Below are 24,022 nucleotides of genomic sequence, written 5' to 3' on the forward strand. Positions count from 1 at the left end.
CATTTGGACTTCTCTATGTCTTTCACAAAGGGAAGCGGGTTCACAAACTTCATGGTGTGTCCTGCCGGAATTATCGGATCAGATGATCCCATCACTATTGCAGACATTCTTTCGAGGCGCAGCATCGAACACATTGGGCTCAAAGTTGCCTTTCCGTGCCGTCGCCTCACGGTTGGTTCCGCCTACCCGGGGTATGGGCAGAAGCTGATCAATCTCCTATGTAAGGTAATGTCCACGCTCACCCCTATGTAACGTAACCTTATGTATACGTAGGACGTCACTCGTTCATCTGACCACCCGTAATCTGTAGCCAGTGTCTGGTGTGCCAACCAGTGCATCGAGCCGTGCTGCGTTTTCCTCTGCTGCCCGCCTCACCGGGTCATCAGCAAGATGTGCATACCGCATGGTCGTCTGAATTTGGCTGTGACCTAACAACCGCCCGACCATCTGGATCGGCATGCCCGACGATACTGCGTTCGACGCATAGGTATGGCGCAGGTCGTGGATGCGGACATCGTGCAAGCCTGCTCGGGCGCGGATGCGCCGCCACGGGTGCTGCAAGTCGGTGGCGTATTTGCCCGGAACCTTACCGACGATCACATACGGGTTGTCAGGAAGCCGGGGGAGGGCGCTCAGAACCGCTCTGGCCGCTTGCGGCAGGGGAATGCGCCGCGCGCCGGTCTTGGTGTCTGGCAGCTCCATTCCAGTGTCCGTGATGAAAGACCATTGCAGGGTCTGGATTTCGCCAAGGCGACAGCCGGTCAGGATCAGCAATCGGAAGGCCGCAATGATATAGGGCGACTCTGAGCCGTCCCGTTCTGCCTCCGACAGCACTTGTCCCAGCCGTTGCAATTCGTGCTGGCTCAGAAACCGCTCGCGTTTCTGTTCGCGATATTTCGGCACATGGCGGCAAGGGTTCGACCCGTCCGGGCGCAATCCCCAGATTTCCGCCAAGTTGAACATCTTCGACAGCACACCCAGCGTCCGGTTGGCCTGATAGGGCTTGTCCCGGAATTTGTGGTGCAGTTCGGCGACGTCTTTCCGTTCCACATCCACCACTTTGAAACTGCCCATTGCTGGAACAATGAAAAGGTCAATGGCGCGACGATACTCGCCTTGGGTGGAGGCTTTGCATCGCTCCTTCACGTGACTGTCAAAGAACCGCTCGCACAATGCGGCGACGGTGGGGGCGCGGCGATGCTGGGCAATCTCTTCGGCGGGGTTATCACCACGCGCGACCTGCCCCATGATCTCCTTTGCCAGCTTGCGCGCCTCGTCCACGGTGATCTTGCCATGCCGACCAACAGAGACACGCCGGGTTCTGCCGCCTTTTCGATATTGCGCCTGATAGGTCTTGGCGCCGGACGGCATGACGCGCACGCCGAACCCGGCAATCTGGCTGTCCCAGACAAAGTAATCGCTGGCCTCTGGCTGTAGCGTATCCACGGCGCGTTTGGTCAGTTTTGGCATGCTCATTCCTTTCCCTTTGTTCGCCCCGTGGAAGCATTGTGGAAGCAACTGGAAGCAAATCTTGGGGTAAGGCGTAGAAGCTGGGCGCAGCGGGCGTCAATTAAAAATAAGAGATTCCAACAAGATAGGGTAAGGGGGCCAAAGTGGGCGTAACCAGTGCAAGTTGCCCGTGGCTATCTCATAACCTGAAGGTCGCAGGTTCAAATCCTGCTCCCGCAACCAACTTTCCTTACATTATTACAACGCATTAGAGCCCAAAGGGGCGCTTCTGGTGTTGAAATATGGCCATTACCGCTCGAACTTCGTCACCTCGCCCCCCCCCTCGATCAGGCAGGATCGGACCCACCGGGCGATCTTCACCGCCGTCGGGCCGTCGCCATGCAGGCAGATCGTGTCGATCGAGCTCTCCAGCCGCTTGCCGCTTTCGGTGATGATCGCGCCTTCGCGGACCATGTTCAGGATGCGCGGGCCCGCCACCTCGGGGTCGTGGATCACCGCACCTGGCAGCGCGCGGTCGACCAGCGTGCCGTCGTCGTTATAGGCGCGGTCGGCAAAGATCTCGCCCACCCATTTGCAGCCCAGTTCGCGCACCGCCTCTTCCTGTTTTGTCACCGCCAGCACCATGATGATGATGTCCGGGTCGACATCCAGCGCGCCCTGATAGCAGGCCCGCGCCATGTCCAGATCGATCGAGCACATGTTGGCCAGCGCCCCGTGCAGCTTGAGATGCCGGACCCTCGTGCCCACCGCCTCGGCCATGCCGCGCGCCGCACCAAGCTGATAGCGGACAAGATTGCGCAAGGTTGCGTGCGGCACCTTCATGTTGCGCCGCCCAAAGCCCTGCAGGTCCGGAAACCCCGGATGGGCGCCGATCCCCACGCCGTTCTCGGCGGCCAGCGCCATGGTCTTGGCCATTACATCCGGGTCCCCCGCGTGAAACCCGCAGGCGATGTTGGCCGAGGTGATGATCTTCAGCAGGCTCTCATCATCGCCCATCTTCCATGGGCCAAAGCTCTCGCCCATATCGGCGTTCAGATCGACTTGGGGCATGTGCGGGCTCCTCATTCGGTGGCAGAGATCATTCCGCCGATCAATTGGTAGGACAGAAGGTCGGGAATGTCATGCGGGTCGCGGATCAGGGGTTCAACCCGGGAAGATAGCCGGGCGAGGTCTTTTTGAAAGGCCCCTTGCAGGGTTGCGGCTTCATCCAGCGTCACGAATTGGAACCGGATTGTACCACCCGCCGGGGTTTGGGCCGCGCGCGACATGTCGCAGGGCAGGACGGTGGCGATGCGGGGATAGCCGCCGGTGGTCTGGCATTCGGGCAGCAGGATGAACGGGTTGCCAGTGCCGGTCATCTGGATGTCACCGGGGGTGATGACCTCGGACAGGATGTTGAGCTGACCTTGCGCGGCGAAACCCTCGCCGCCGCTGTCGAGCTGCATGCCCATGCGGTTTGCGCGGGCGCCACGCCGGAATTCCGTCTGCTCGAAGCGATTGAGTGTGGGCTGGTCGAACAGCGCGGTCTGAAAGCTGGGCACGATGTGCAGGGTGCCGCCCGAGAAGCGCTCGGTGGGGGTGAGTTTCATCCCCGTGTCGCCGCTGTCGGGGCCTGCAGGCAAGGTGTCACCCGCAGCGACCATACCGCCCAGCTTGGCGGTCAGATGGGTCGAGCGGGAGCCGAGGAACGGTTCGGTTACGATGCCGCCGCCGAGATGGAGATAGCCGTAGGCGCCGCGCAGCACCGCGCCCAGGGTCAGGCGTTGACCCTTCAGCAGCAGGTGCGAGGCGTTCCACGGGACGGAGCTGCCGTCGATACTGGCCTGCATTGGCGCGCCGGTCAGAGCAATGCGGACGTCCTGCATTGCCTCGAAATCGCCCCCCATCCCGGCCATTTCCAGTGCTGCACGCGTGGGGCTCTGGCCCAGCAGCGCCGCGCCTTCATGCAGGGCCAGCAAGTCGGCAGCGCCCGAGCGCGACAGGCCCTGATCCAGGTACCCGTCCCGCCCCTGATCCTGAATGGTGCAGGCTGCGCCGATGCGGCGGACGATCAGGCTCATGCCGCGATCTCCTGGACCTGCGCGCCGCCGGCGCCTTCGGTATCGCGCGCCTCTATCTCGGCCAGTTCTTCCGGTGTCACGGCGGGAAACTGCATCTCGTCGCCGGGATTGAGCAAGAAGGTGCGCGCGCGATCCGGCTGGAACAAGCGGATGGCGGTCTGGCCGACATGGCGCCAGCCGGTGGGAGTGGGGCCTGAGAATAGCACGAACTGAGAGATCGCCAGCACCAGCGCGCCTTCTGGCACCCGTGGGTTCAGTTCCTTCAGCCTGGGAATGTCGAACTCAGGGCCTAATGGGCCGAGATAAGGCTGCCCGGGGGCAAAGCCGATGGTCAGCACCCGGACACGGGACGTAGACAGCCGGGCGATGGCCTCGGCGGCCGACAGGCCCGCGGCCGCAGCCGCATCTTCGAGCTGGGGCGCAAGTTCGGTACCGTAGACGGTCGGCACCCGCCACAGCTTGCGACCCGACGGCAAGGCGGCCGCATACCAGTCGCGGGTGGCGAGCAGGGCACGCAGGCGGGCCTCGGCCTCGGCATGGGGCAGGGTCAGAGGGTCGAACCGCAGATAGGCCGAGGCGAGCGAGGTCGAGGTTTCGATCACCCCATTCCAGCTTTCGGCCTCCATCGCACCGCGAAAGGCCAGTGCGGCCCGGTTCGAGGGTTCGGTCATGCTGTCGGCGAACGTCACGAGCATCCCGTCCAGCCCGACATTGCGCACCAGCGGAAAGGGGTCAGCGTGGGTCATAGAGCCTCCGCAACAGGGTCGGTGTCAGATACATCGGGAACTGGTAGCAGCCAAGAAAGATCAAAAGCGGGTCGGTGGCCTCGGGCGGCAGCGCCACGAAAAACAGCGCAAAGTTGCGGTTGCCCGCGACGATGGCGGTGGGCACGGCATCAGCGCGGTTACGTGCGCGCAGGATCAGGTATGCGGCGATCTGGGTGCCGAAATTGATCCCAAACGCGGCCAAGAGCCAAAAGGCAAGCTCGGCGGGTTTTTCGGTCATGGCCGGGCGGACGGCAGACATCAGGGCAATGACGATGACAGCCAGCGCGATCACGGTCAGCCCGTCCACCGCGCGCCGGTTCAGCTCGCTGAGCTGCCGGGCGCCCCAGTGGCGCAGGGCAAAACCCAGCCCGGCGGCGGCGAGGATCACCGCCAGCAGGCGTGCAGCGGCTACCAGCACTGCAGGCAGGTTGCCGAACTCGGGCAGCAGCCAGAACACCGGGATGCAGGTCAGCGGCAGCGCGGCGGTGCCGAGGATCAGCAGCCGCAGCGCCGGGGCCGGATCGTGGCCCAGCAGGATCGCGAAATTGGCTGAACCGGTGACCGAAGGCGCGGCCAGCACCAGCGCGATGGCCATGGCGAGCGGCGTCAGGGGCAGGCCCAGCAGGCGCAGACCGACCAGAAAGCCCAGCGGCAGAAGCAGTTGCAGAACCAGAACCGAACCGGTGGTCCGGGTCAGCGCGTCGAGCCCGCCAGCGGCCTCGACAGGCCCGATGCGAAAGGCGGTGAGGAACAGCAGGAACGCCACCATCTCGGGAATCCATGGCCGTAGCTTTGCCGCCAGATCCGGCAGTGCAAGCCCGGCCAGAAGACCCGCGATCAGGCCGAGCTTGCCGTGACGGGCGATGAACGCCAGCCCCTGTTGCATGGTCCTCTCCCCGGGGTCGCTAGCCGTTTGGACCGGATCGCAGGTTATCCGGCAGCCAGGTGGCCAGATCCGGGAACGCGATCAGCACAAAGACCATCAGCACCATGATCATGAACATCGGGAAGGCCGCCCGGGCGATAAAGCCCATCTCGTGATGCGTCATGCCCTGCATCACGAACAGGTTGAACCCGATGGGCGGCGTGATCTGCGCCATCTCGACTACCACCACGATGAAGATACCGAACCAGATCAGGTCGATGCCCGCATTGCGCACTACCGGTTCCAGCACTGCCATGGTCAGAACCACGGTCGAGATGCCGTCAAGGAAGCAACCCAGGATGATGTAGAACACCAAGAGCACCATCAGCAGCCAGAATTTCGAGAATTCCCAGCTGGCGATGACCTCGGCCAGTTCCTTGGGCAGGCCGGTCTTGGCCATGGCGAATTTCAGAAACGCCGACCCGGCCAGGATCAGCGCGATCATGGCCGAGGTGCGCACCGCGCCGATGGTGGAGTCGCTGAAGGTCTTCCAGTTCAGCGACCCTTGCGCCAATGCTAGCACCCATGCTCCGATCACGCCGATGGCCGCGGCCTCGGTCGGGGTGGCAAAGCCCATATACATCGAGCCGATGACAATCAGGACCAGCAGGATCACCGGGATCAGGAAGCGCGAGTTCTTGAGCTTGTCGGTGAAGCTCATGCCGTTTTCTTCGTTCGGGTTCCAGTTGGACGACACCTTGGAATAGACCGCCACGTAGATCATGAACATCGCCGCCAGCACGAGGCCCGGCAGGACGCCCGCGAAGAACAGCTTGATGATCGACACCCCGTCGATGGTCACGCCGTAGACGATCAGCGTCAGCGAGGGCGGGATCATCAGGCCCAGCGTTGCCGCACCAGCCAGCGTGCCGATGGTCATGGTCTCGGGGTAGTTGCGCTTGCGCAGTTCCGGGATCGACATCTTGCCGACGGTGGTCAGCGTCGCGGCGGACGAACCGGAAACGGCGGCAAAGACGGTGCAGCCGACGATATTGGCGTGAACCAGCCCGCCGGGCAGGCGCGCCATCCAGGGCGACAGCCCCTTGAACATGTCCTCGGACAATCGGGTTCGGAACAGAATCTCACCCATCCAGATGAACATCGGCAGCGCTGCCAGTTCCCAGGATTTCGAGGCCGCCCAGATCTGGCTGACCATATCCTGCCCGATGGTGCGCGAGTTCGAGAACAGCTCAAGCGCGACCCAGCTTACGCCCATCATGGCGATGCCGACCCAGACGCCGCTGCCCAGAAGCAGGAACAAGACGGCGAGGAAGATGATGACGAGTACGACATAATCCATCGCTCAGACCTCCTGCGTTTCGACGTTGTCGTGCTCGATGCGGTGATGCCCCCGGAAGATCAGATGCAGCAGGTGATCGGTTAGCGCGATGGCCAGAATGACGCCGCCGATCACCATGACCGATTGCGGGATCCACAGCGCGGTCTTGTCCTGCGCCTGGCTTATGTCGTTGAATTTCCACGACCAAAAGACAAACTGGCGGGCATGCCAGCAGAAATACCAGATGGTGGCGGCAGCAATGGTGAAACACCAGATGTCAACATAGCGTTTCATGGTGGGCCCGACCGCGTTCAGCAGCAGCGATACCCGGATATGCGAGCCGCGGTTCAGCGCGGCGGCAAAGCCCAGGAACGAGGCGGCGGCCATGAAATAGGCGGCGTATTCCGGCGCGCCCGGGAACACTTCGGAGGACCACCGGGCCAGCATCTGCAACACGATCAGCACCAGAATGGCGATCATGCAGAGGGCGGCGAAGATTTCGGCAAGTCGGTAGATGACATCCATTATGGATCGGAGCGCACGTGCGGCGGCCATGTCGGTCCCCCTTCGTTCTCATGTATGTTTTGTGGCGCTTCACCCGTCCGGAACGTGACCCGGGGCAGGAGCGCTGATGGCATCCGGGCGGCGCACAAGCCGCCCGGAGACCTGTTTCACTGTTCGGCCATGAAGGCGTCGACGATGGCCTTGCCTTCTTCACCGGCGGCTTCCAGCCATTCGTTGGTCATGGTCACACCGATTTCCTTCAGCTCACCCACCATCTGTTCAGATGCGGGACCAACGGTCATGCCGCCGTCACGCAGGCCTTGCAGAGTAAAGCCGGTGTATTCCTTGGCGCGCCAGTTGCCCGCATACTCGGCCAGCTCCGCGCAGCCCTTGATGACGTTCTTGTGGGCGTCCGAGGTGTCGGCCCAGACATCCGAGTTCACCATCACGTAGTTGCGCGGCAGCCAGGCATCCACTTCGTAAAAATAGCTCAGGCTTTCCCAGACCTTACGGTCGTATCCGGTGGAGCCGGACGACACCATCGACTCGGCCACGCCGGTGGCGAAGGCCTGGCTGATCTCGGCGGCTTCGATGGTCACCGGCAACATGCCGGTCAGCTCGGCAAGGCGCGAAGTGGCGTTGTTGTACGAGCGGAACTTGATGCCTTTCATCTCGGCGACCGAGGTTACCTCGTTCTTGAAATAAAGGCCCTGCGGCGGCCATGGCACGGCATAAAGCAGGGTCAGGTTCTGCTCGGCTAGCAGCTTTTCAAGGCTCGGTTTAGCGGCCTTCCACAGCTTGTCGCTGTCCTCGAACGAGGTGGCCAGGAACGGGATCGAGTCGAAGCCGAAGAGCGCGTTTTCGTTCTGGTGGCCCGACAGCAGACGCTCGCCAATGGGGGCCTGACCAGTCTGGATCGCCCGCTTGATGTCGGCGCCCTTGAACAGAGAGCCCGACGGGTGGGTGACGATTTCAAGCTCGCCGCCGGTGCCGGTGGTCACGCATTTGGCGAACTCGGCGCCGGTGGCCGAGTGGAAGTTCGACGCCGAATAGGCCATCGGCATGTCCCAGGTTTCCGCCAGCGTGGCCGTCGCCGAGACCGCCGTCAGCGCGGTTGCCGCCATCAATTGTGCCGTTTTGTACATGGTATTCTCCCTTGTTTATCCGTTTTGTACTGCGTTGTTATTGGTGCCCGGCCTTCGTGTAGCGTGCCGGTGAATAGACGCTCAGGTCAACATTGGGCTGTCTTCCCGAGATGAGTTGGGCCAGGATGCGGCCGGTCTTAGGACCGCCGGTCAGCCCGATATGGTGGTGGCCAAAGCCGGTGAAGGCGCCCTTGATGTGGGGCAACTCGCCGATCACCGGAATCGAGTCTGCGGGTGCCGGGCGGTGGCCCAGCCATTCGGTGACGTGGCTTGCCTTGAGCCCCGGGAAGACGGCGGCGGCGTTGCGGCGCAACAGTTCGATGGGCGCCTTCGAGGCCTCGGCCTCGGTCCCGCCGAACTCGACCACACCGGCCAGACGCAACCGGCCCTCCATCGGGGTGGCGACGAATTTGCGGGCGGCGACCATGACCGGGGTCTTCGGCATCACCGACGGCTCCCAGAATTCGATGTGATAGCCGCGTTCGGATTCCAGCGGCACCTCGAGCCCCAGCTTTTTGGCCAGCGGTCCGGACCACACGCCCGAGGCGATGACGGCAGCGTCGCAGGCAATCACCTGCCCGCCCGCGCGGACGCCGGTGACCTGCCCGTTCTCGCGGGCGATGTCCTCGACATCCGCGATGATCAACTCACCGCCCTGCGCCACCATGTGATCGGCAAGATCTTTGATGTACCGGCCCGGGTCACGGATGCGGCCGTGGTCTTTGAGCCGCGCGGCAAAGCCAAGATCCGGTGAGTAGACCGGGTCGTAGTCGCGGAAGGCCTGTCCCTCGAACTCGTCCCACTGAAACCCGTGCTCGCGCCGCAGGTTCCAGCCGAACGCGTCACTTTCGAAATGGGCGCGGTCGTCATAGACGAAGACGTAGTCGCTGGGCTCGATCCATTTCTCGGCGCCCGTTCCCTGGGCCAGTGCGAGATGGTCCTGCAGGCTGTCGCCCACGATGGGGGTCAGGGCGGCGGCGGCGCGGGCGGTGTCGGCAGCGTTGGCATGGCCCAGATATTTCAGCAGCCACGGCGCCAGTTTCGGCAGGTATCCCCATTTCAGAAACAGCGGCTGGTTCGGGCTGAACAGCATCTTGGGCGCCTTGGGCAGCAGCCCCGGCACGGTCACCGGCACGATCGAGCACGAGGCCAGAATGCCACCATTGCCGAACGAGGCGCCCTCGGCCGGGCCCTTGCGGTCGATCAGAATGACCTTGTGCCCGTCACGCTGCAACCACAGCGCCGTCGAGACGCCGACGATCCCGGCGCCGATGATGGCAATGGTCTTTTGCGTGTCGGTCATTGAACCCCCCTGCCGGCAGAAACCCGCACCGGACGCGATTCGATGGCCGGTAGAATGCCACACATTAATAAAACGTCAACAAAATGTTGACAAATCATTTGTGTCTTGTACCGTTTCCCCATGTCAGACACCAAAATTGGCCCGGTGGTTTCCTCGGCGCATCTTGCCGAGGGCAGCTTTCCGGAAGTTTCGGAATTCGAGTTCGGCCTGATCATCGCAGGCCATGCCTTTGCCCGCTGGACGGTGCGTGCCATGGCGGCTGCCGGGTATCCCGAGCTGTCCTCGCTGGATGTGCTGGTGCTGCACACGGTGCGGCACCGCGACCGGCCCAAGAAGCTGGCGGACATTTGCCTGGTGCTGAATGTCGAGGACACGCACACGGTCAATTACGCGATCAAGAAGCTGAGCAAGGCGGGGCTGGTGGCCGAGGGGCGGTTGGGCAAGGAAAAGACGGTGGAGGCGACCAAAAAGGGCGCCGAGGCCTGCGACCGCTACCGCGAGATTCGCGAGAGCCTGCTGCTGGAGGCGATGGATGAGCTGGGGATCGAGCCCGAGCAGATGCGCCGCATGTCCGCGCTGATGCGGCTGATGTCCGGCCAGTACGACCAGGCGGCGCGCGCGGCGACGGCCTATTGACGCGCGGCGGATCATCCCGACCTCCGCACCGCGTGGTGATCCAGCTTGTCCGTATCGGGCCGTGCGCCCAGACCCGGGCCGTCGGGCACCACGACCTGCCCCGCCTCGACCCGGAACGGGGTTTCGAGGATATCCTCGGTCAGGAAATATGACGCCTGATAGAACTCACAGCCCAGCGTAATCTCGGGCGTGGCCGCAATCATGTGGGTGCCCGCGAGATGGGCCAGCCCGGCCTCGAACATATCACCGCCATAGGCCATCAGCCCGTTGGCGGCGGCGATGCGGGCCACGGTCTGGCCCCGGGTCAGCCCGCCGGATTTCATGATCTTGACCGAGACACCGTCGCAGATCCCCTCGCGCGCGGCGCGCACCATATCCTCGGGGCCAAACACGCTTTCGTCGGCGAGCAGCGGCACATCCGTCAGCCCGCGCAGCCGGGCCATCATGTCATAGTGGTGAGAGCGCACCGGTTGTTCGATGAAGTCGGGTTCGAACTGCGCCGCGTCCAGTACCCGGGGGATGGCCTCTTCGATTTCGAGCCCCTGATTGTAATCGACGCGCACGCGAAAGTCGGGGAAGTCCTGTGCGATCCGCTCCAGCCGCATGATGTCGAACGCGTGGTCCTTGAACCCGGTCTTGAGCTTGATCAGCCCCACCTTGTCTGCGCGCAAACGCTCCATCAGCGCGATATCGGCGTCGAAATCCGGATTGGCGATGGAGCAGCTAAGCGGGATGGAGTTGCGGCATTTGCCGCCCAGCAGCGCCCAGACCGGCTGACCGGTGATGTGACCGGCTAGGTCCAGCAGCGCGGTTTCCAGCGCCGCCTTGGCCTCGGTGCAATGGGCGACGGCGCGGGTGGCCTGGGCCATGATCGCGGCGCGGTCGCCGACGCGGCGGCCCAGCACCAGCGGGCGCAGATAGCGGTCGAGCGCGGCATAGGTCGCCTCGGGCGTGCCGGTGAAGACCGACCAGGGCGAGGCCTCGCCATAGCCTTGCGCGCCGCCCTCGGCGGTCAGGCGCAGAACCACGATCTCGCAGGAGCCCTCGACCCGGCCGATGCCGTGATCGCGGGCCGAGACAACCGGCAGCGCAAGGTGCCACAGATCGAAACCCGTGATGGTCTGCAACAGATCCACGCTGTCCTCCCCTTAGCTTGGCGGACAGTGTGCTGAGTCGAAATCATCATTTCCAATATTAATATTTTCCAAAGGTATCATTTAATATGATATGCTGTGTGATATGTCCTCGTATTTCCGCCACTATCAGGCCTTTCACGCCATTATCGAAACCGGCACCGTTACTGGTGCTGCCGAGCAGCTCAGCGTGTCGCAACCCGCGATCTCGAACCTGCTGGGGCAGCTTGAGCGCAAGACCAAGCTGAAACTGTTCGAGCGTAGCCGGGGGCGGCTGTTGCCCACGCCCGAGGCGATGGTGCTGTTCGAAGAGATCGACACGGTGGTGCGCGGGCTGGACCACGTGAACCAGGCAGTGGTGGATCTGCAGAACCAGAAGGCGGGGCAGTTGCAGGTCGCCACCAATCACGCCATGGCCTTCGGCTTCATGCCCGGCGAGATCGCCCGCTTTGCCGCCGACAAGCCGCATCTGACCATTGCGTTTCAGTCGCAGTATTCCTCGAAGATCCAGGAATGGGTGATCGCGGGCCTGTTTGAGATCGGCATCTGCGAGTTGCCGGTCCGCCATGACGGGCTGGACCGCATCCCGTTTTTCTTCGAGATCATGTGCGCCCTTCCCGAGGGCAGCCCGCTGGCTACGCATGAGGTGCTGACGCCCAGCCTGCTGGACGACGTGCCTTTCATCGTGATGGGCGCCGACCACATGGTTAACCGTCGGGCACGCGAGGCGTTTCACCGCGACGGGGTGAACATGCGCGTGCGCTGCCACACCGACCTGTTCCGCAACGCGCTGAACATGGTGAAACAGGGGTTGGGTGTCACGCTGGTCGATCCGTTTACGCTGTCGAGCGACGACCGGCAGGGTTATGTGCTGCGCCGCTTCGTCCCGCAGATCCTGCTGGACGTGGTCATCGTCACCGCCCGCGGCCGCCCGATCTCGGCGATTGGCGAGCAGTTCCTGGAGCAGATCTCGGCCAGCATGACGGAACTGGCTGTGCCGCCGGGCCGCGTTCCCGAGCTGTGACGGCAAATTGCAACGGATCGCGCGGGGATGGATTTTCGCTCTTGTCCTTCGACGGCGAAGACCATAAACGGGTCGGCGGAGACGTGGCCGAGTGGTCGAAGGCGCTCCCCTGCTAAGGGAGTAGGCGGGAAACCGTCTCGAGGGTTCGAATCCCTTCGTCTCCGCCACTTATCACCGTTTTGTCCCATCTGCGGGCGTGAGCGCCGCTCGGGTGATGCCCGGGTCTTTGGGTGGCAATCAAACCAGTTGCATGCTCATCTCAACTTCACCGTGAGCTATTCTGCCGGTCGGGCGGAAACCGAATACCTTGTAGAGGGGCATTGCGCCTCCCGGTTCGTCGACAACGCTGATTATCAGTTTTGAGCGGCCCCGTTCTTGCGCCAGGGATTTTACGAACTCCAGCGCGGCCCGGCCGTACCCGCGACCCTGGTGGGCCTGATCGACCATCAGCCGCCAGATGTATATCCCGTCCGGATCGTCGCCTTCGTCCAGGTCCGCCTCTGGATGCGCCATGTCGACGATGGCCAGCAACCCCACTGGGATATCGTCGTTCCAGATGCCATAAATCTCGGAGCCTGGTTCAAAGATCGACTGCGCCATGGTCATGAGATTTGATGCGACGAAACCGATCTGTGCCTCGCGCACGTTAAGCGCCGCCAGCGGACGCAGCGTATCCTTCGTCAAAAGTCGAAAATCCGTCATGGGCAACCTTTATCAGGTGCGTGTGCTTCGATGAAGGTGTCGGATCCCGAGTGAGAGCCAACCTGCTCGTGGACGCCGCCCCACTCTTCTTGAAAAGAACGCGGATGGCGGGCGTGCCCTGCGCTCGGAAATCAATCGCTGGCGTTGGGACCGTTGCATTCGAAGAGCCGACCCGAGTAGCCAACAGCATCGCGCAGGCTGGGAACGAGTTGTGAGCGACAGGGCGTGCGGCCGTCGAAATGCAGAGAACGTCGGGACTATTTCAGGGCAATGTCGCCGGGCACAGAGCTTTCGAGGACAAGCCGGGCGTTTTTGATGTCGTTGGTCAGTGCCCGGGCTCTTGCCTCCTCGGGGCCGAAACCGTGCTCTACCCATCTGGCCGTCAGCCGGGCCTCAAGTGTTTCCAGCGGGACCTCCAGAAACACCCGCAAGGCCCATAGATCGTGGAGATCGGACCACCCGGGTGCGTTCAGCAAGAGATAGTTGCCCTCGACAAGGATGACCCTTTGATCCCGGGATAGGACGGACCGGGCGGCAATTGCCTTGTCGAGGGTCCGGTCGAATTCGGGAATTGCGATTTCGTCCTCGGCGAACAGGCGTGCAAGCAGGGCGCGGAATCCGGCGACGTCGAATGTCTCGGGGGCGCCTTTGCGGTGGAGCAGGTCCCGGGCGGACAGAATCGCGTTGTCGTAGTGAAACCCGTCCATGGAGATGATGCCGGTTGGTGTGCCGCGGGTTTGGATTTCCTGCTGCGCAAGCGCCGTGACGGTCGATTTTCCGGCGCCGGGCGGGCCGGCGATGGCCACCAGGCGCCGGTCGGACGCGGGGGGCAACGCACAGACCGCATCGGCGATCTGCCGTGCCAGGATGTCCGGGGCCGAGCTTTCGCTGGTCACGCCGCCTTGTCCTCGGTCGGGGGCTCTTTGGCCCCGGTCATGAAGGCCACCGCGTCCGACATGGTGTAGTCCTTCGGATCGATGACGCACAGGCGTTTGCCCAGCCGGTGCACATGAATCCTGTCGGCGACCTCGAACACATGCGGCATGTTGTGGCTGATCAGGATGATCGGGATGCCGCGCGACTTTACGTCGAGGATCAGTTCCAGCACGCGGCGGCTTTCCTTGACGCCCAATGCGGCGGTTGGTTCGTCCAGAATGATGACCTTTGACCCGAAGGCGGCGGCGCGGGCCACCGCAACGCCCTGACGCTGCCCGCCGGACAGGGTTTCGACCGCCTGATTGATGTTCTGAATGGTCATCAGGCCGAGTTCGCTCAGCTTGTCGCGGGCGAACTTCTCCATGGCCGGACGGTCCAGCATTCTGAACCACGCGCCGAGCGGACCTTTCCGGCGAATCTCCCGCCCCATGAACATGTTGTCCGCGATGGACAGGGCCGGGGACATCGCAAGCGTTTGGTAGACGGTTTCGATACCGGCCTCGCGCGCGTCGATCGGAGAGTGAAAGTTCACCTTCTGACCGTTCAGCCAAACGTCACCGTCATCCGGGGTGACCGCGCCGGAAACCGCCTTGATCAGGGTCGATTTCCCGGCGCCGTTGTCCCCGATCACCGCCAGGATTTCCCCGGGCATCAGGTCGAAGTCGCAATGATCGAGCGCGGTCACCTTGCCGTAGCGCTTCACAAGGTTTCGTCCTTTGAGAATGGGTTCCATCAGGCTGATACCTTTCTGATCCACTGGTCGACCGCGACCGCCGCGATGATGAGCATGCCGATGAGCAGGAAGGTCCATTGCGCATCCGCCCCCAGAAGCCGCAGGCCAAGCGTGAAGACCCCGACGATGAGCGCGCCGAAGAGCGAGCCGAGGATCGACCCGCGCCCGCCAAAGAGCGATATGCCCCCGATCACCACGGCGGTGATGCTTTCGATGTTCGCGAGTTGGCCGGAGGTCGGTGAGACCGAGCCGATCCGCCCGATCAGGGCCCAGCCTGCGAAGGCGCAGATCAGCCCGGACAGCATGTAGACCGACATGAGGGTGCGATGAACGTTGACCCCCGACAGTTCCGCGGCCTCGGGGTCGTCGCCCACGGCATAGACATGCCGGCCCCAGGCCGTATGGCGGAGCGCATAGGCGAGCCCCAATATCAGGACGAGCATGAACACGACGCCAACCGTGAACACGGCGCCGCCGACATTGAACTTGGTTCCGAAGAGCTGAAGGATCGGCGCGTTGGCCTCGATCTCCTGCGATCGGATCGTCTCGTTTTGCGAATAGAGGAAGTTCGCGGCCAGAACGATCTGCCACATGCCCAGCGTGACGATGAAGGGCGGCAGTTTGATGCGGCTGACCAGGAACCCGTTCAGTGCGCCGATTGCGGTGCCCACCGCCAGTCCGCACAGGATGGCGAGCGACGGCGGCAAACCGTATCGGAAGGTGAACTGCCCCATGACCACCGACGACATCACCATGATCGCCCCGACGCTGAGGTCGATACCGGCGGTCAGGATCACCAGGCTTTGCGCAGCGGCCACGATGCCGACGATCTGAACCTGTTGCAGGATGAGGGTCAGCGCGAAGGGCGAGAAGAACTTGCTTCCGAGCAGGATGCCGAAAATGACGATGGCGGCCACAAGAACGATCAGCGGCACCAGCGACGGGTTCACATGCAGAAAGTGCTGAAGCGTGCCGACAAAGCCCCGGCCATGATCGTCGAACTCTGCAACCTGTTCCGGGCTGCCTTGTGCGGCGGCCTCAAAATCGTCGGATTGGTGTGAGGTATCGGACATGTGATTTCCCCATGCTTCAAGCGTGCGTCCTGAGACAACACTAGCAAGTAATCGGCTGAGAATAAGGATTTTCGAGGAGAGGCCGCAGCAAGGCCTCTCCGTTGGTCAGATCAACCCCAGCAGAGGTCCATCCCTTCTTTGACCGATATCGACTCGACGCCGTCGGCTGCCTTGTCGGTCACCAGGGCAACGCCGGTGTCGAAGAAGTCTTTCCCGGGCGTGTTTTCGGGCTTGACGCTTTCGTCGGCCCATTTCTTGACCGCCTCAACGCCGAGGGATGCCATCAGCAACGGGTATTGCTGCGAGGTCGCGCCGATAACGCCGTCCGCGACGTTCTGAACGCCGGGGCAGCCGCCGTCGACCGAGACGATCAACACGTCATTCTCGCGTCCGATTGCTTTGAGTGCCTCATAGGCGCCAGCCGCCGCCGGTTCGTTGATGGTGTGGACGACGTTGATGGTCGGGTCCTTGGCCAGCAGGTTCTCCATGGCGCGGCGCCCGCCTTCTTCGTTGCCCGCGGTCACGTCACTGCCGACCAGACGGGCATCGCTTTCGTCGCCGATGACGTTCGGGTCAGCCAGATCGACGCCGAAGCCCTGCAGAAAGCCCTGATTGCGCAGGACATCCACCGTGGGCTGGCTGACCGCCAGATCCAGCGTGGCGATCTTGGCGTCACTGGCCGCGTCGCCAAGCGTGGCCTTAGCCCATTGGCCGATCAAAAGCCCGGCCAGGAAATTATCGGTGGCAAAGGTCGCGTCCGCTGCATCAATAGGCTCGAGCGGGGTGTCGAGCGCGATCACCAGAAGGCCGGCATCCCGCGCCTGCTGGACGGCTGGTACAATCGACGAGGTGTCCGAGGCCGTCAGCAGAATGCCCTTGGCGCCATCCAGAATGCAGGTTTCGATGGCCTGAACCTGTGTTTCGTGATCGCCATCGACCTTTCCTGCGAAGGCTTTCAGGGTCATCCCAAGCTCTTCGGCCTTGGCGGTCGCACCCTCTTTCATCTTGACGAAGAACGGGTTGGTGTCCGTTTTGGTGATCAGGCACACGGTGGTGTCGGCAAACGCGCTTGCTGACATCGCAGTGAGAGCCAGCGCTGTCGCGCCGGCGAGTTTTGAAATCTTCAAAGCTTATCCTCCCATTATCTCCCCTGCCCATGCGGGCATCTGAGCGACCGGGTGGAATTCGACCCGATCCCACACCCAAAACCATCACAAGATTCGAATTGTGAGTCAATAAATAAATCACTCTTAATTATTATTGACAGGCCCGCCCGTCTTTCACATTCTTGAGGCCCAGGAGGGCGGATGATTGGCGGAAGAGGCAAGGCAGAGCGGCGATCCGGTTGAGCGGGTTTCCGAGGTGCGCGGAACCAACCAGAGCGGCATGCGGGCGCATAATCAGCGCCTCGTGCTGTCGCTTGTCCGCAAGCATCAGGCATTGGCGAAATCCGAGATTGCCAGAATGACCGGCCTGTCTGCGCAGACCGTTTCCGTGATCATGCGCCAGCTGGAAAGCGACGGCTTGCTTTTGAGGGGGGAGCCGGTCCGTGGCAAGGTCGGGCAGCCCTCGGTTCCGATGCGGCTCAACCCGGATGGCGCGTATTTCCTGGGCCTGAAAGTCGGACGGCGGAGTGCCGAGTTGGTCCTGACGGATTTTCTGGGACAGGTGCGGGACCGGGCCAGGCAGACCTATAGTTACCCCACGCCCGATGCGACACTGAGCTTTGCGAATTCGAGCCTGAACGATTTGATTTCACCGATGCCTCAGGCCGCGAAGGACCGCATTTCAGGTCTGGGCATTGCGATGCCGTTTTACCTTTGGGACTGGGCCCAGACGTTGCAGGTTCCGCAGGAGAAAATGGACGCGTGGCGCACCGCCGATCTGCGGGCGGATCTGTCCGCGGCGCATGATATTCCGGTGTCCGTTCAGAACGATGCCACCGCTGCGTGCGGGGCAGAGCTGGTTTTTGGTCCGCCGGATGGTCCCAGAGATTTTCTGTATTTCTATGTCGGCTACTTTGTCGGCGGCGGTGTCGTGCTTAATGGTTCGATCTACTCGGGACGTGGAAATGCCGGGGCGCTTGGCCCGTTGCCGGTTCCGGTCGCAACCCGGCAGGTGAAACCGCTTATCGACGTGGCCAGCCTGTATGTCCTTGAAAGGGCGATGGTTGCCGCAGGTCATGATGCCGCCTTGCTTTGGGAGAAATCCGAGCACTGGAATGTGCCGGACGACCTGCTGACAGACTGGATCGAGGGCGCCGCGCGGGGGCTTGCGCACGCGATTGTCTCATCCTGCAGCCTGATCGACTTTGAATGCGTCAAGATCGACGGCTGGATGCCGGTGACGGTGAAAGACCGCCTGATTGCCGAAGTCGACAATCAGCTTTCGAAGCTGAATCTGACCGGCCTTGAGCGGCCCCGGATCGACGCCGGTTCGGTCGGCCCCGACGCGCGGGCACTCGGCGCGGCGAGCTTGCCCCTGTCGGAAAGATATCTGGTCGAGGCATAGATTCCCCTGCACGACGGTCTATTTCAGGCTCAGGCAAGCTCGTGTTCAAAGCGCTGCTCGGGTGGTCTGGCCGCCCCGGTTTTCTGACGTAATCGCTCGCGCGGTGGCTCCGGCACCTGCATTCGACGCCGATCCGGATTGAGGGGCAAAAGAGCCAAACGACCGCGTATTCGCGCCAAAAGACCCAAAAAAGATGGCCAGGCAGTGGATTAGAGGGGCTCCGGCCGTGTTGGTTGACGCATGCTTCACGCTTGGCTCACGCGCTGGGGGTATCCAACTCATCAATAGAAGCTTGTTCAAGGGCGATGGGATGTTTGGAACGCAAGTTTTACAGGGGACCCCAAGATTGTTTAATGTTCCAGCACAGATACAGGGCAGACCACGCAAACCCGGCTCTGCCCGAGGAGTTTCACCAATGGTTAACGACCCGCCTGCTTCTTTGGACATCTTTTTGATGGGGCCTTTTGCCGTCCTCGATCAGCAGGGGCGCACATTCACCCCCAAAAGTCAGAAATCCAAGGCCGTGGTGGCGATGTTGGCCCTGGCGCCGCGCGGGTCACGATCCAGGGTCTGGCTGCGCGACAAGCTGTGGAGCGACCGGGGAGAGGATCAGGCATCGGCAAGCCTGCGGCAGGCCCTGCTGGATATCCGAAAGAACTTCGGCCCGGTCTATAAGGACATCCTTATTTCGGACAATTATTCGGTGACGCTGGATCTGTCGCGTGTCCGCGTGGACGCCATTGATCTGGTTGAGCAGGCTGAGGGCGGGCAAGCCGAAGCGTCCAGCGGCCCGGCGAAATTGGCGGGTGATTTCCTTGAAGGGTTCGATATTTGCGATCCCGAATTCGAAAACTGGCTGACGCTGGAACGGCAGATCTGGGGGCGCCGGTTCGAAAGAAGGGCCCTGGAATCCGAGCAGCCTGACGAGCCGGATGTGACGTCGGTTGATCATGGCGTCCTGCCCGCAGCAGAATTCGGGCCCACCGCCGAGACGGATATTGCAACGCCGGACCCATCCCCGGTTACATTGCGCAAGGCGCCCGGTTCATGGGCGATCGGGCTGCTAGATACGCCGATGACGCAAGGCTACACGAAGCTGCTGAGCGACAAGCTGATGCGCAATCTGCAGGATATGGGCCGGGTGCCCACGATGCGCGTCAGTCACGACTTTCTTGCGGCAGGCAGAATGATGGGGGCCGGTCATGTAGAAATCCCCCTGCTGGTGCGTGTCATCGAAATCCCGCAGGGCGAAAACGTGCGGCTTGCGATTGAACTGGTCTCGACAGAGGACGGGGTGACCAGCTGGTCCTCGAGCCAGGTGTTTTCACCGCACAGCTTCGCTCAGGCCGCCGTGCCGGATCTGAACGGCCTGGTGTCCCAGACAGTGATCCAGATCGGGCGGCAGTTGCAGGCTGCGGCCACCACACAGGACATGGCCAGCGCCGGTCTGCTGATCGAGTGCATCTATCAGATCTTCGGCCTTTCGGTGGATCAGCTGAGCAGCGCGGTGGACAAGCTGAACCGCCTTCTGAAACACCAGCCGAATGCCCAGACCTATGCCTGGATGGCGTTTTCGAAGTCGTTTCAGGTTGGGCAGAGGTTCTCACCGGACGCAGCCGCGTTGATTTCCGAGGCGCAATATTATGCAACCCGCGCGCTGGAGGAAGACGAGTTTGACCCTTTGGTGCTGTCGCTTGCGGCCCATATCCATTCCTACCTTTTCAGCGAGTTCGACCTTGCGGCATCCCTATTCGAACGGGCGCTCAAGCTCGATCCCGAACAGACCATAGGCTGGGATCTTTATGCGACGATGCACGCCTATACTGGCCATAACGGCAAAGCGCTGGCCATGGCGTCGTGGGGGCAGCATCTGGGGGCGAATACTCCGATCAGCTACTATTTCGACACGACCAAGTGCATCGCGGCAACGCTAGCGGGCGACCACAAGAGCGCGATTGAAGCCGGCGAGAAGGCCCTGGTGCAACGACCGAAGTTCAACTCGATCCTGCGGTATCTGGTGTCCAGTCATGCCCATCTTGGCAACGCTCAGATGGTCGAAAGCCTGCGCCAGCGCCTGATGGATGTCGAGCCGGACTTTTCAACCGAGGTTCTGCGGGGAAGCGGATATCCCGGTCTTGGTACCGAGGGGGGACAGCACTTTCTGCTGGGCCTGCGCAAAGCCGGTTTTGGCGGTCGCTGAGTTTTCAAAGTTCAACTGATTTCAAGGGGAGGATTCATGAAAGACGATACAAAGACATCCACGGAATGCGGCACAATGGCCGGGCTGCTGACCGTCAGCAAGATCCAGATCGGACCCAAGGGGCTGCTGTTTGACGAGGCCGCTGACGGCCAAACGGAAATCTCGGTTCAGACCCGAACGGGTGCGCAGGGAGCGGGCGGCGTCAGTGCCGTGCGTATGGTGCTGAACAAGTCCGCGTTCAATAAATCGGTGCTCAACAAAAACAAGAATAAGAACAAGAACAAAAATAAGAACAAGAACAAGGTGATGGCACCAAGCGCGCAGGGCTCGAGCGGTGCCCTGATGCCGACCGAGGCGCTGTTGCGGCTGCACCGCGCCGGGTCGGGAGACATGACCGACCGGATGCCGGGCGAATGGACGGATATCGTGCTGACCCCGCCGCCCGGTCCCGATCACAGCCGGTTGGAGACCGAGGTGCTGCTTGCGATGCAGAAAAGCCGAAAGGAACGCCGCCAGCGCACACCCGACATTATTCAGGAGGCCACGCTGGATCTGTCCGCCTTTACCCGCCCGCTGGGCATCGACGGGCTGGCCGGTTTCGAAACGACCGAAGCGCTGTTTCTGGAACTGCTGACCATGACCGAGTATATCGGCCTGTACTACAAGGGCCTGTTCGGACGCCTGCGGCCCAATCAGGTTGAACCGCGCCTGCGGCCCGTCCTGCCGAACCCGGCACATGAGGCGTATCCCAGCAATCATTCGTTCCAGTGTCATTCGATTGCGTTCGCATTCAACACGATCTTGCCCGAACATCCGGCGACGCAGACCTTATCCGAGGTCGCGTTGAACGTTGCGCAAAACCGGGAATGGGCCGGGCTGCATTATCCCAGCGACACCGCAGCAGGTCAGGAACTGGCCAAGAGCTTTGCCCCGCTTTTCGCCGAGGCCTTTGCGGACCGCTATCAGGCCGTTCAGCAGGAATGGATTTGAGACAGGAGTTCAAGACATTGAAAAACGACAATAAAAAACCGGCTTCGGTCCCGGATGAATATTATTATCTTTGGCATCTCGTGTCGTTGGGGGTCATCACGCCGGACGAAAAGGGCGAAGGCTTTGCCGATACGTTGTGGGACAGGTTGTCCCGCAAGGGGGACATGAGCCCGTCCTGCGTTGTCCTGATCGACGTGGGCTGCAATTTTGCGCATCCCAATCTGAAGACGCGCGTTGATCCCGCCCGGTCAATTGATTTCACCGGTTCGCCCTTTGGCACAAGGCTCAAGAAGGATGCGGCCGACCCCGATGCGCCGCAGCAGAACTTCCTGGGCCTCGATACCAGCGCGCTTGTCCTTGAAGGGTTGCCCACAGACGACCTCGCATTGTTTGAAGAGGTCGTTCAGCATCTCGAAGGCTCCTCTGGCCGAGCGCGGCGGCACGGAGATGTTGAGGCACTGTTCTCGTCACACGGCACCGCAGTCAGCGGGCTGATCGTCGGCGGGCCGGAGGTGTGCCCCGCTAAGGGTGAGCCGACCGAGGGTGTGATGCCCTATTTCGGTGTCGATCCGTTTTCGCATCTCGTCTCAGTGCGCACCGGGTTCGACAACGACCCGCTGCAGTTCATTGCGGCCCTGCTCTATGCATGGCATCAGAACCCCGACGTCATCGTGATGCCGCGTGGATTGCCCGACCCGGACCACTCCAACTCGGCCAAGGATGACTTCAAGGCCAATCTGGAAAGCTGGGTGAACAGAGAAGCGGCGGACCTCCATGATCGCATCCGGATTCTGGACGAGCATGCCGAGCCCATTGACCCATCTGCGCCTCAGACCTCTGCCAATGGCCGGCGCTTGTGGCGCATCGTGCAGGCGCTTCTTGTGGCGATCAGTAAACACGTTCCGGTCGTGTGTGCGGCGGGCAACGAGGGGGAAAGCCAGTTGCTCTACCCCGCGAACCTTGCCAACCGCGAAAACGGCATCATCGCCGTGGGCGCGGTATCAGGCAATGGCTACCGGTCAGGCTATGCGAATTACGGTGAGGGGCTGACGGTGGTCGCTCCGTCCGACGACATGACGGTTTTCAACCGCCACCAGATCCGAGGAACCGAGAAGAGCATCGAGAAGCACGGGTATCTGAAACCCGACGAGGCCGGAGAGTATTCCTATTGCAACATGGGCTTGCTCAGCACCGATATTGGTGGGCGTTTCGGCTATGACACCGGATCGGGGTCGGATGACGAGGTCGATGACGAAAATGCGCAGGATGGCTATTACACCCTGTTTGGAGGCACGTCCGGCGCCTGCGCGCTGGTCGGCGGCGTCGTTGCCCTGCTGCGCCGTGGTGAGCGGCTGGCGGGCAAAGACACCAACCGGCGCGACGGGCGGGATATCAAAACTCTGCTGTCGGAAACGGCTCGTTGCGAAATACCGGTGGGTGCGGATTTGAAGCCGCTGCGGACGGACAGTATGAACGCATTTGGCGAAGACGCCGCCCCGCCGGAGTTTTTCTTCGGAGCAGGCCTTGTCGATGCCAAAGCCGCGTTGGATGTCGTGTTGAAATAAAGGGTGTTGGACGTTTCCAGCTTGTTGGTATCAACACGGGCCAGACCGGTTAGACACTGTCGGGACGACTTAGCAACGGCAAGGTAAGAGGATTCGAACGTGGAGCCACTGATGCGGTCTCAAGGCCTCATCAGATCTTATCGTGTTGTTTCGAAGGGCTTTGGGGAGCGATTTGGTGCCAGGAGAGGACTCCCATTCTCCATATACCTACTTGGTTTCAAAGGTTTATCCGCCGTGTGGTTTTCCTTGATACCCCCAATGATACCCCCAAGCGGATAGTCGTTAGGAGGTTCGAGGCCCAAAACGCGACCCACATTACGTCCATTCCCGGCTTTTGTTTAACATATAAGAACCTCGTCAGATCAGCAATCATCCTCTATCTTTGAGTGACCTGGAACCGGGCAACCGCAACCGGGGCATCGCGATGCTCCTTATCAAAGGAGTTATCGTGATGAGGTTACTGTCGAAGACGGCGCTCAGAGAGCTGGTTCTCTATTCGCCTCAGCATATCGCCAGACTGGAGAAAGCAGGCCAATTCCCGAAGAGGGTACAGCTGGGCTCGAACCGGGTGGGATGGGTTGAAAGCGAAGTGTTGGATTGGCTCGATGAGCGCATACTCGCTCGAAAGTAACCACTGATGCTCCGTAATGGAGCCTAGCGGCCCGGACGTGCACAGTTCGGGTCGCCTTCACAACAGAGCTGCAGTTCTTGGCGGATACAGGGCTATACTGACGAGCCGCGCTGGCAAAGCATTTTCGTTTGCAAGGTGGACGGCAATGGTATGAACCCCGCCGCCTTCGTACAGCCACGATTGCGTATTTACAAAGTACCGAGACATATCATGAACAATGTCCGGACTGGTTTGAGCTTAGCAAAGAATGTCTTCGCGGTGCATAGCATAATCAATCGAAACGCGTGATGAAGCTGACCTTCCCCCGCGATCAGGGCCGGTTTGATCTGGAATCTTCCGGTTGGGTGTCAGTGTCGAGCGGCAGCGTGGAGACCGCAAGAGTCTCAAGCGCTGGCGCGGTAGTTTTCATCAGGAACTCCGTTGGTGATAGATATC

22 protein-coding genes and 1 tRNA gene are annotated in these 24,022 nt (G+C 61.6%); 8 read left to right on the plus strand and 15 right to left on the minus strand.

Going from position 1 to position 24,022, the window contains the following annotated elements; all coding sequences use genetic code 11:
* Positions 1-285 precede the first annotated feature (285 nt).
* From AB3N21_RS21280 to AB3N21_RS21320, 9 genes are all read right to left on the minus strand, one after another.
* Complete coding sequence (locus tag AB3N21_RS21280; protein WP_367937100.1) at positions 286-1,470, minus strand: tyrosine-type recombinase/integrase; 1,185 nt, start codon at positions 1,468-1,470, stop codon at positions 286-288.
* Between the two features lie 288 nt (positions 1,471-1,758).
* A complete protein-coding gene (locus AB3N21_RS21285) occupies positions 1,759-2,520 on the minus strand; it encodes a LamB/YcsF family protein (protein ID WP_367937084.1) in 762 nt (253 codons plus the stop codon).
* 11 nt (positions 2,521-2,531) lie between these two features.
* Positions 2,532-3,530 carry a biotin-dependent carboxyltransferase family protein gene (locus tag AB3N21_RS21290; RefSeq protein ID WP_367937085.1) on the minus strand — a complete coding sequence of 333 codons (999 nt, stop codon included), beginning with the start codon at positions 3,528-3,530 and terminating at the stop codon, positions 2,532-2,534.
* Positions 3,527-4,276, minus strand: a complete 750-nt coding sequence (locus tag AB3N21_RS21295; protein ID WP_367937086.1) for an allophanate hydrolase subunit 1 — start codon at positions 4,274-4,276, stop codon at positions 3,527-3,529. The genes AB3N21_RS21290 and AB3N21_RS21295 overlap by 4 nt, the downstream gene beginning before the upstream one ends.
* Complete coding sequence (locus tag AB3N21_RS21300; protein WP_367937087.1) at positions 4,263-5,183, minus strand: hypothetical protein; 921 nt, start codon at positions 5,181-5,183, stop codon at positions 4,263-4,265. The genes AB3N21_RS21295 and AB3N21_RS21300 overlap by 14 nt, the downstream gene beginning before the upstream one ends.
* Positions 5,184-5,202: 19 nt before the next feature.
* On the minus strand, positions 5,203-6,522 hold the full coding sequence (locus AB3N21_RS21305; RefSeq protein ID WP_367937088.1) for a TRAP transporter large permease: 1,320 nt from the start codon (positions 6,520-6,522) through the stop codon (positions 5,203-5,205).
* Positions 6,523-6,525: 3 nt separating this feature from the next.
* Positions 6,526-7,056, minus strand: coding sequence for a TRAP transporter small permease (locus AB3N21_RS21310; protein WP_367937089.1), 531 nt, complete (start codon positions 7,054-7,056; stop codon positions 6,526-6,528).
* A gap of 116 nt (positions 7,057-7,172) precedes the next feature.
* Complete coding sequence (locus AB3N21_RS21315) at positions 7,173-8,150, minus strand: TRAP transporter substrate-binding protein (RefSeq protein ID WP_367937090.1); 978 nt, start codon at positions 8,148-8,150, stop codon at positions 7,173-7,175.
* Between the two features lie 37 nt (positions 8,151-8,187).
* Complete coding sequence (locus tag AB3N21_RS21320) at positions 8,188-9,453, minus strand: NAD(P)/FAD-dependent oxidoreductase (RefSeq protein ID WP_367937091.1); 1,266 nt, start codon at positions 9,451-9,453, stop codon at positions 8,188-8,190.
* Positions 9,454-9,573: 120 nt separating this feature from the next.
* On the opposite strand from AB3N21_RS21320, the gene AB3N21_RS21325 reads away from it, so the two are divergent.
* A complete protein-coding gene (locus tag AB3N21_RS21325) occupies positions 9,574-10,089 on the plus strand; it encodes a winged helix DNA-binding protein (RefSeq protein ID WP_171177856.1) in 516 nt (171 codons plus the stop codon).
* Positions 10,090-10,100: 11 nt separating this feature from the next.
* Here the strand turns inward: AB3N21_RS21325 and AB3N21_RS21330 are convergent, their stop codons facing one another.
* Complete coding sequence (locus AB3N21_RS21330; protein ID WP_367937092.1) at positions 10,101-11,225, minus strand: enolase C-terminal domain-like protein; 1,125 nt, start codon at positions 11,223-11,225, stop codon at positions 10,101-10,103.
* Between the two features lie 103 nt (positions 11,226-11,328).
* On the opposite strand from AB3N21_RS21330, the gene AB3N21_RS21335 reads away from it, so the two are divergent.
* Both AB3N21_RS21335 and AB3N21_RS21340 read left to right on the plus strand, forming a co-directional pair.
* On the plus strand, positions 11,329-12,246 hold the full coding sequence (locus tag AB3N21_RS21335; protein ID WP_367937093.1) for a LysR substrate-binding domain-containing protein: 918 nt from the start codon (positions 11,329-11,331) through the stop codon (positions 12,244-12,246).
* 77 nt (positions 12,247-12,323) lie between these two features.
* Positions 12,324-12,413: transfer RNA gene (locus tag AB3N21_RS21340), tRNA-Ser, on the plus strand.
* Between the two features lie 70 nt (positions 12,414-12,483).
* Here AB3N21_RS21340 and AB3N21_RS21345 read toward each other — a convergent pair.
* The 5 genes from AB3N21_RS21345 to AB3N21_RS21365 form a co-directional block, all read right to left on the minus strand.
* Positions 12,484-12,948 carry a GNAT family N-acetyltransferase gene (locus AB3N21_RS21345; protein ID WP_367937094.1) on the minus strand — a complete coding sequence of 155 codons (465 nt, stop codon included), beginning with the start codon at positions 12,946-12,948 and terminating at the stop codon, positions 12,484-12,486.
* Positions 12,949-13,205: 257 nt separating this feature from the next.
* Positions 13,206-13,844: an AAA family ATPase gene (locus tag AB3N21_RS21350; RefSeq protein WP_367937095.1), complete on the minus strand. Its 639-nt coding sequence runs from the start codon at positions 13,842-13,844 to the stop codon at positions 13,206-13,208.
* A complete protein-coding gene (locus AB3N21_RS21355) occupies positions 13,841-14,617 on the minus strand; it encodes an ATP-binding cassette domain-containing protein (protein WP_367937096.1) in 777 nt (258 codons plus the stop codon). Before AB3N21_RS21355 ends, AB3N21_RS21350 begins: the two co-directional genes overlap by 4 nt.
* Complete coding sequence (locus AB3N21_RS21360; RefSeq protein WP_171177847.1) at positions 14,617-15,690, minus strand: ABC transporter permease; 1,074 nt, start codon at positions 15,688-15,690, stop codon at positions 14,617-14,619. Before AB3N21_RS21360 ends, AB3N21_RS21355 begins: the two co-directional genes overlap by 1 nt.
* Positions 15,691-15,800: 110 nt before the next feature.
* A complete protein-coding gene (locus AB3N21_RS21365) occupies positions 15,801-16,769 on the minus strand; it encodes a sugar ABC transporter substrate-binding protein (RefSeq protein WP_367937101.1) in 969 nt (322 codons plus the stop codon).
* 307 nt (positions 16,770-17,076) lie between these two features.
* Here AB3N21_RS21365 and AB3N21_RS21370 point away from each other — a divergent pair, with 307 nt between their 5' ends.
* From AB3N21_RS21370 to AB3N21_RS21390, 5 genes are all read left to right on the plus strand, one after another.
* Positions 17,077-18,201: an ROK family transcriptional regulator gene (locus tag AB3N21_RS21370; RefSeq protein WP_367937102.1), complete on the plus strand. Its 1,125-nt coding sequence runs from the start codon at positions 17,077-17,079 to the stop codon at positions 18,199-18,201.
* Between the two features lie 415 nt (positions 18,202-18,616).
* Positions 18,617-20,401: an SARP family transcriptional regulator gene (locus tag AB3N21_RS21375; RefSeq protein WP_367937097.1), complete on the plus strand. Its 1,785-nt coding sequence runs from the start codon at positions 18,617-18,619 to the stop codon at positions 20,399-20,401.
* A 36-nt stretch (positions 20,402-20,437) separates the two neighbouring features.
* Positions 20,438-21,391, plus strand: a complete 954-nt coding sequence (locus AB3N21_RS21380; protein ID WP_367937098.1) for a phosphatase PAP2 family protein — start codon at positions 20,438-20,440, stop codon at positions 21,389-21,391.
* A gap of 17 nt (positions 21,392-21,408) precedes the next feature.
* The gene (locus tag AB3N21_RS21385; protein ID WP_367937099.1) at positions 21,409-22,956 is read left to right on the plus strand and encodes a S8 family serine peptidase; all 1,548 of its coding nucleotides are present in this window, start codon (positions 21,409-21,411) and stop codon (positions 22,954-22,956) included.
* Between the two features lie 451 nt (positions 22,957-23,407).
* Positions 23,408-23,587 carry a helix-turn-helix transcriptional regulator gene (locus AB3N21_RS21390; RefSeq protein ID WP_367937103.1) on the plus strand — a complete coding sequence of 60 codons (180 nt, stop codon included), beginning with the start codon at positions 23,408-23,410 and terminating at the stop codon, positions 23,585-23,587.
* Positions 23,588-24,022 lie beyond the last annotated feature (435 nt).

The organism is Ruegeria sp. (assembly GCF_040830605.1).
Lineage (GTDB): Bacteria > Pseudomonadota > Alphaproteobacteria > Rhodobacterales > Rhodobacteraceae > Ruegeria.

Excerpts from the sequence above, each read along its gene's own strand:
- AB3N21_RS21320 (WP_367937091.1), bottom strand. The coding sequence starts at position 9,453 with ATGACCGACACGCAAAAGACCATTGCCATCATCGGCGCCGGGATCGTC.
- AB3N21_RS21370 (WP_367937102.1), top strand. The coding sequence starts at position 17,077 with ATGCGGGCGCATAATCAGCGCCTCGTGCTGTCGCTTGTCCGCAAGCAT.
- AB3N21_RS21390 (WP_367937103.1), top strand. The coding sequence starts at position 23,408 with ATGAGGTTACTGTCGAAGACGGCGCTCAGAGAGCTGGTTCTCTATTCG.
- AB3N21_RS21335 (WP_367937093.1), top strand. The coding sequence starts at position 11,329 with ATGTCCTCGTATTTCCGCCACTATCAGGCCTTTCACGCCATTATCGAA.
- AB3N21_RS21365 (WP_367937101.1), bottom strand. The coding sequence starts at position 16,769 with ATGTCAGCAAGCGCGTTTGCCGACACCACCGTGTGCCTGATCACCAAA.
- AB3N21_RS21315 (WP_367937090.1), bottom strand. The coding sequence starts at position 8,150 with ATGTACAAAACGGCACAATTGATGGCGGCAACCGCGCTGACGGCGGTC.
- AB3N21_RS21355 (WP_367937096.1), bottom strand. The coding sequence starts at position 14,617 with ATGGAACCCATTCTCAAAGGACGAAACCTTGTGAAGCGCTACGGCAAG.
- AB3N21_RS21325 (WP_171177856.1), top strand. The coding sequence starts at position 9,574 with ATGTCAGACACCAAAATTGGCCCGGTGGTTTCCTCGGCGCATCTTGCC.
- AB3N21_RS21290 (WP_367937085.1), bottom strand. The coding sequence starts at position 3,530 with ATGAGCCTGATCGTCCGCCGCATCGGCGCAGCCTGCACCATTCAGGAT.
- AB3N21_RS21380 (WP_367937098.1), top strand. The coding sequence starts at position 20,438 with ATGAAAGACGATACAAAGACATCCACGGAATGCGGCACAATGGCCGGG.
- AB3N21_RS21310 (WP_367937089.1), bottom strand. The coding sequence starts at position 7,056 with ATGGCCGCCGCACGTGCGCTCCGATCCATAATGGATGTCATCTACCGA.
- AB3N21_RS21295 (WP_367937086.1), bottom strand. The coding sequence starts at position 4,276 with ATGACCCACGCTGACCCCTTTCCGCTGGTGCGCAATGTCGGGCTGGAC.
- AB3N21_RS21345 (WP_367937094.1), bottom strand. The coding sequence starts at position 12,948 with ATGACGGATTTTCGACTTTTGACGAAGGATACGCTGCGTCCGCTGGCG.
- AB3N21_RS21360 (WP_171177847.1), bottom strand. The coding sequence starts at position 15,690 with ATGTCCGATACCTCACACCAATCCGACGATTTTGAGGCCGCCGCACAA.
- AB3N21_RS21280 (WP_367937100.1), bottom strand. The coding sequence starts at position 1,470 with ATGCCAAAACTGACCAAACGCGCCGTGGATACGCTACAGCCAGAGGCC.
- AB3N21_RS21300 (WP_367937087.1), bottom strand. The coding sequence starts at position 5,183 with ATGCAACAGGGGCTGGCGTTCATCGCCCGTCACGGCAAGCTCGGCCTG.
- AB3N21_RS21305 (WP_367937088.1), bottom strand. The coding sequence starts at position 6,522 with ATGGATTATGTCGTACTCGTCATCATCTTCCTCGCCGTCTTGTTCCTG.
- AB3N21_RS21285 (WP_367937084.1), bottom strand. The coding sequence starts at position 2,520 with ATGCCCCAAGTCGATCTGAACGCCGATATGGGCGAGAGCTTTGGCCCA.
- AB3N21_RS21375 (WP_367937097.1), top strand. The coding sequence starts at position 18,617 with ATGGTTAACGACCCGCCTGCTTCTTTGGACATCTTTTTGATGGGGCCT.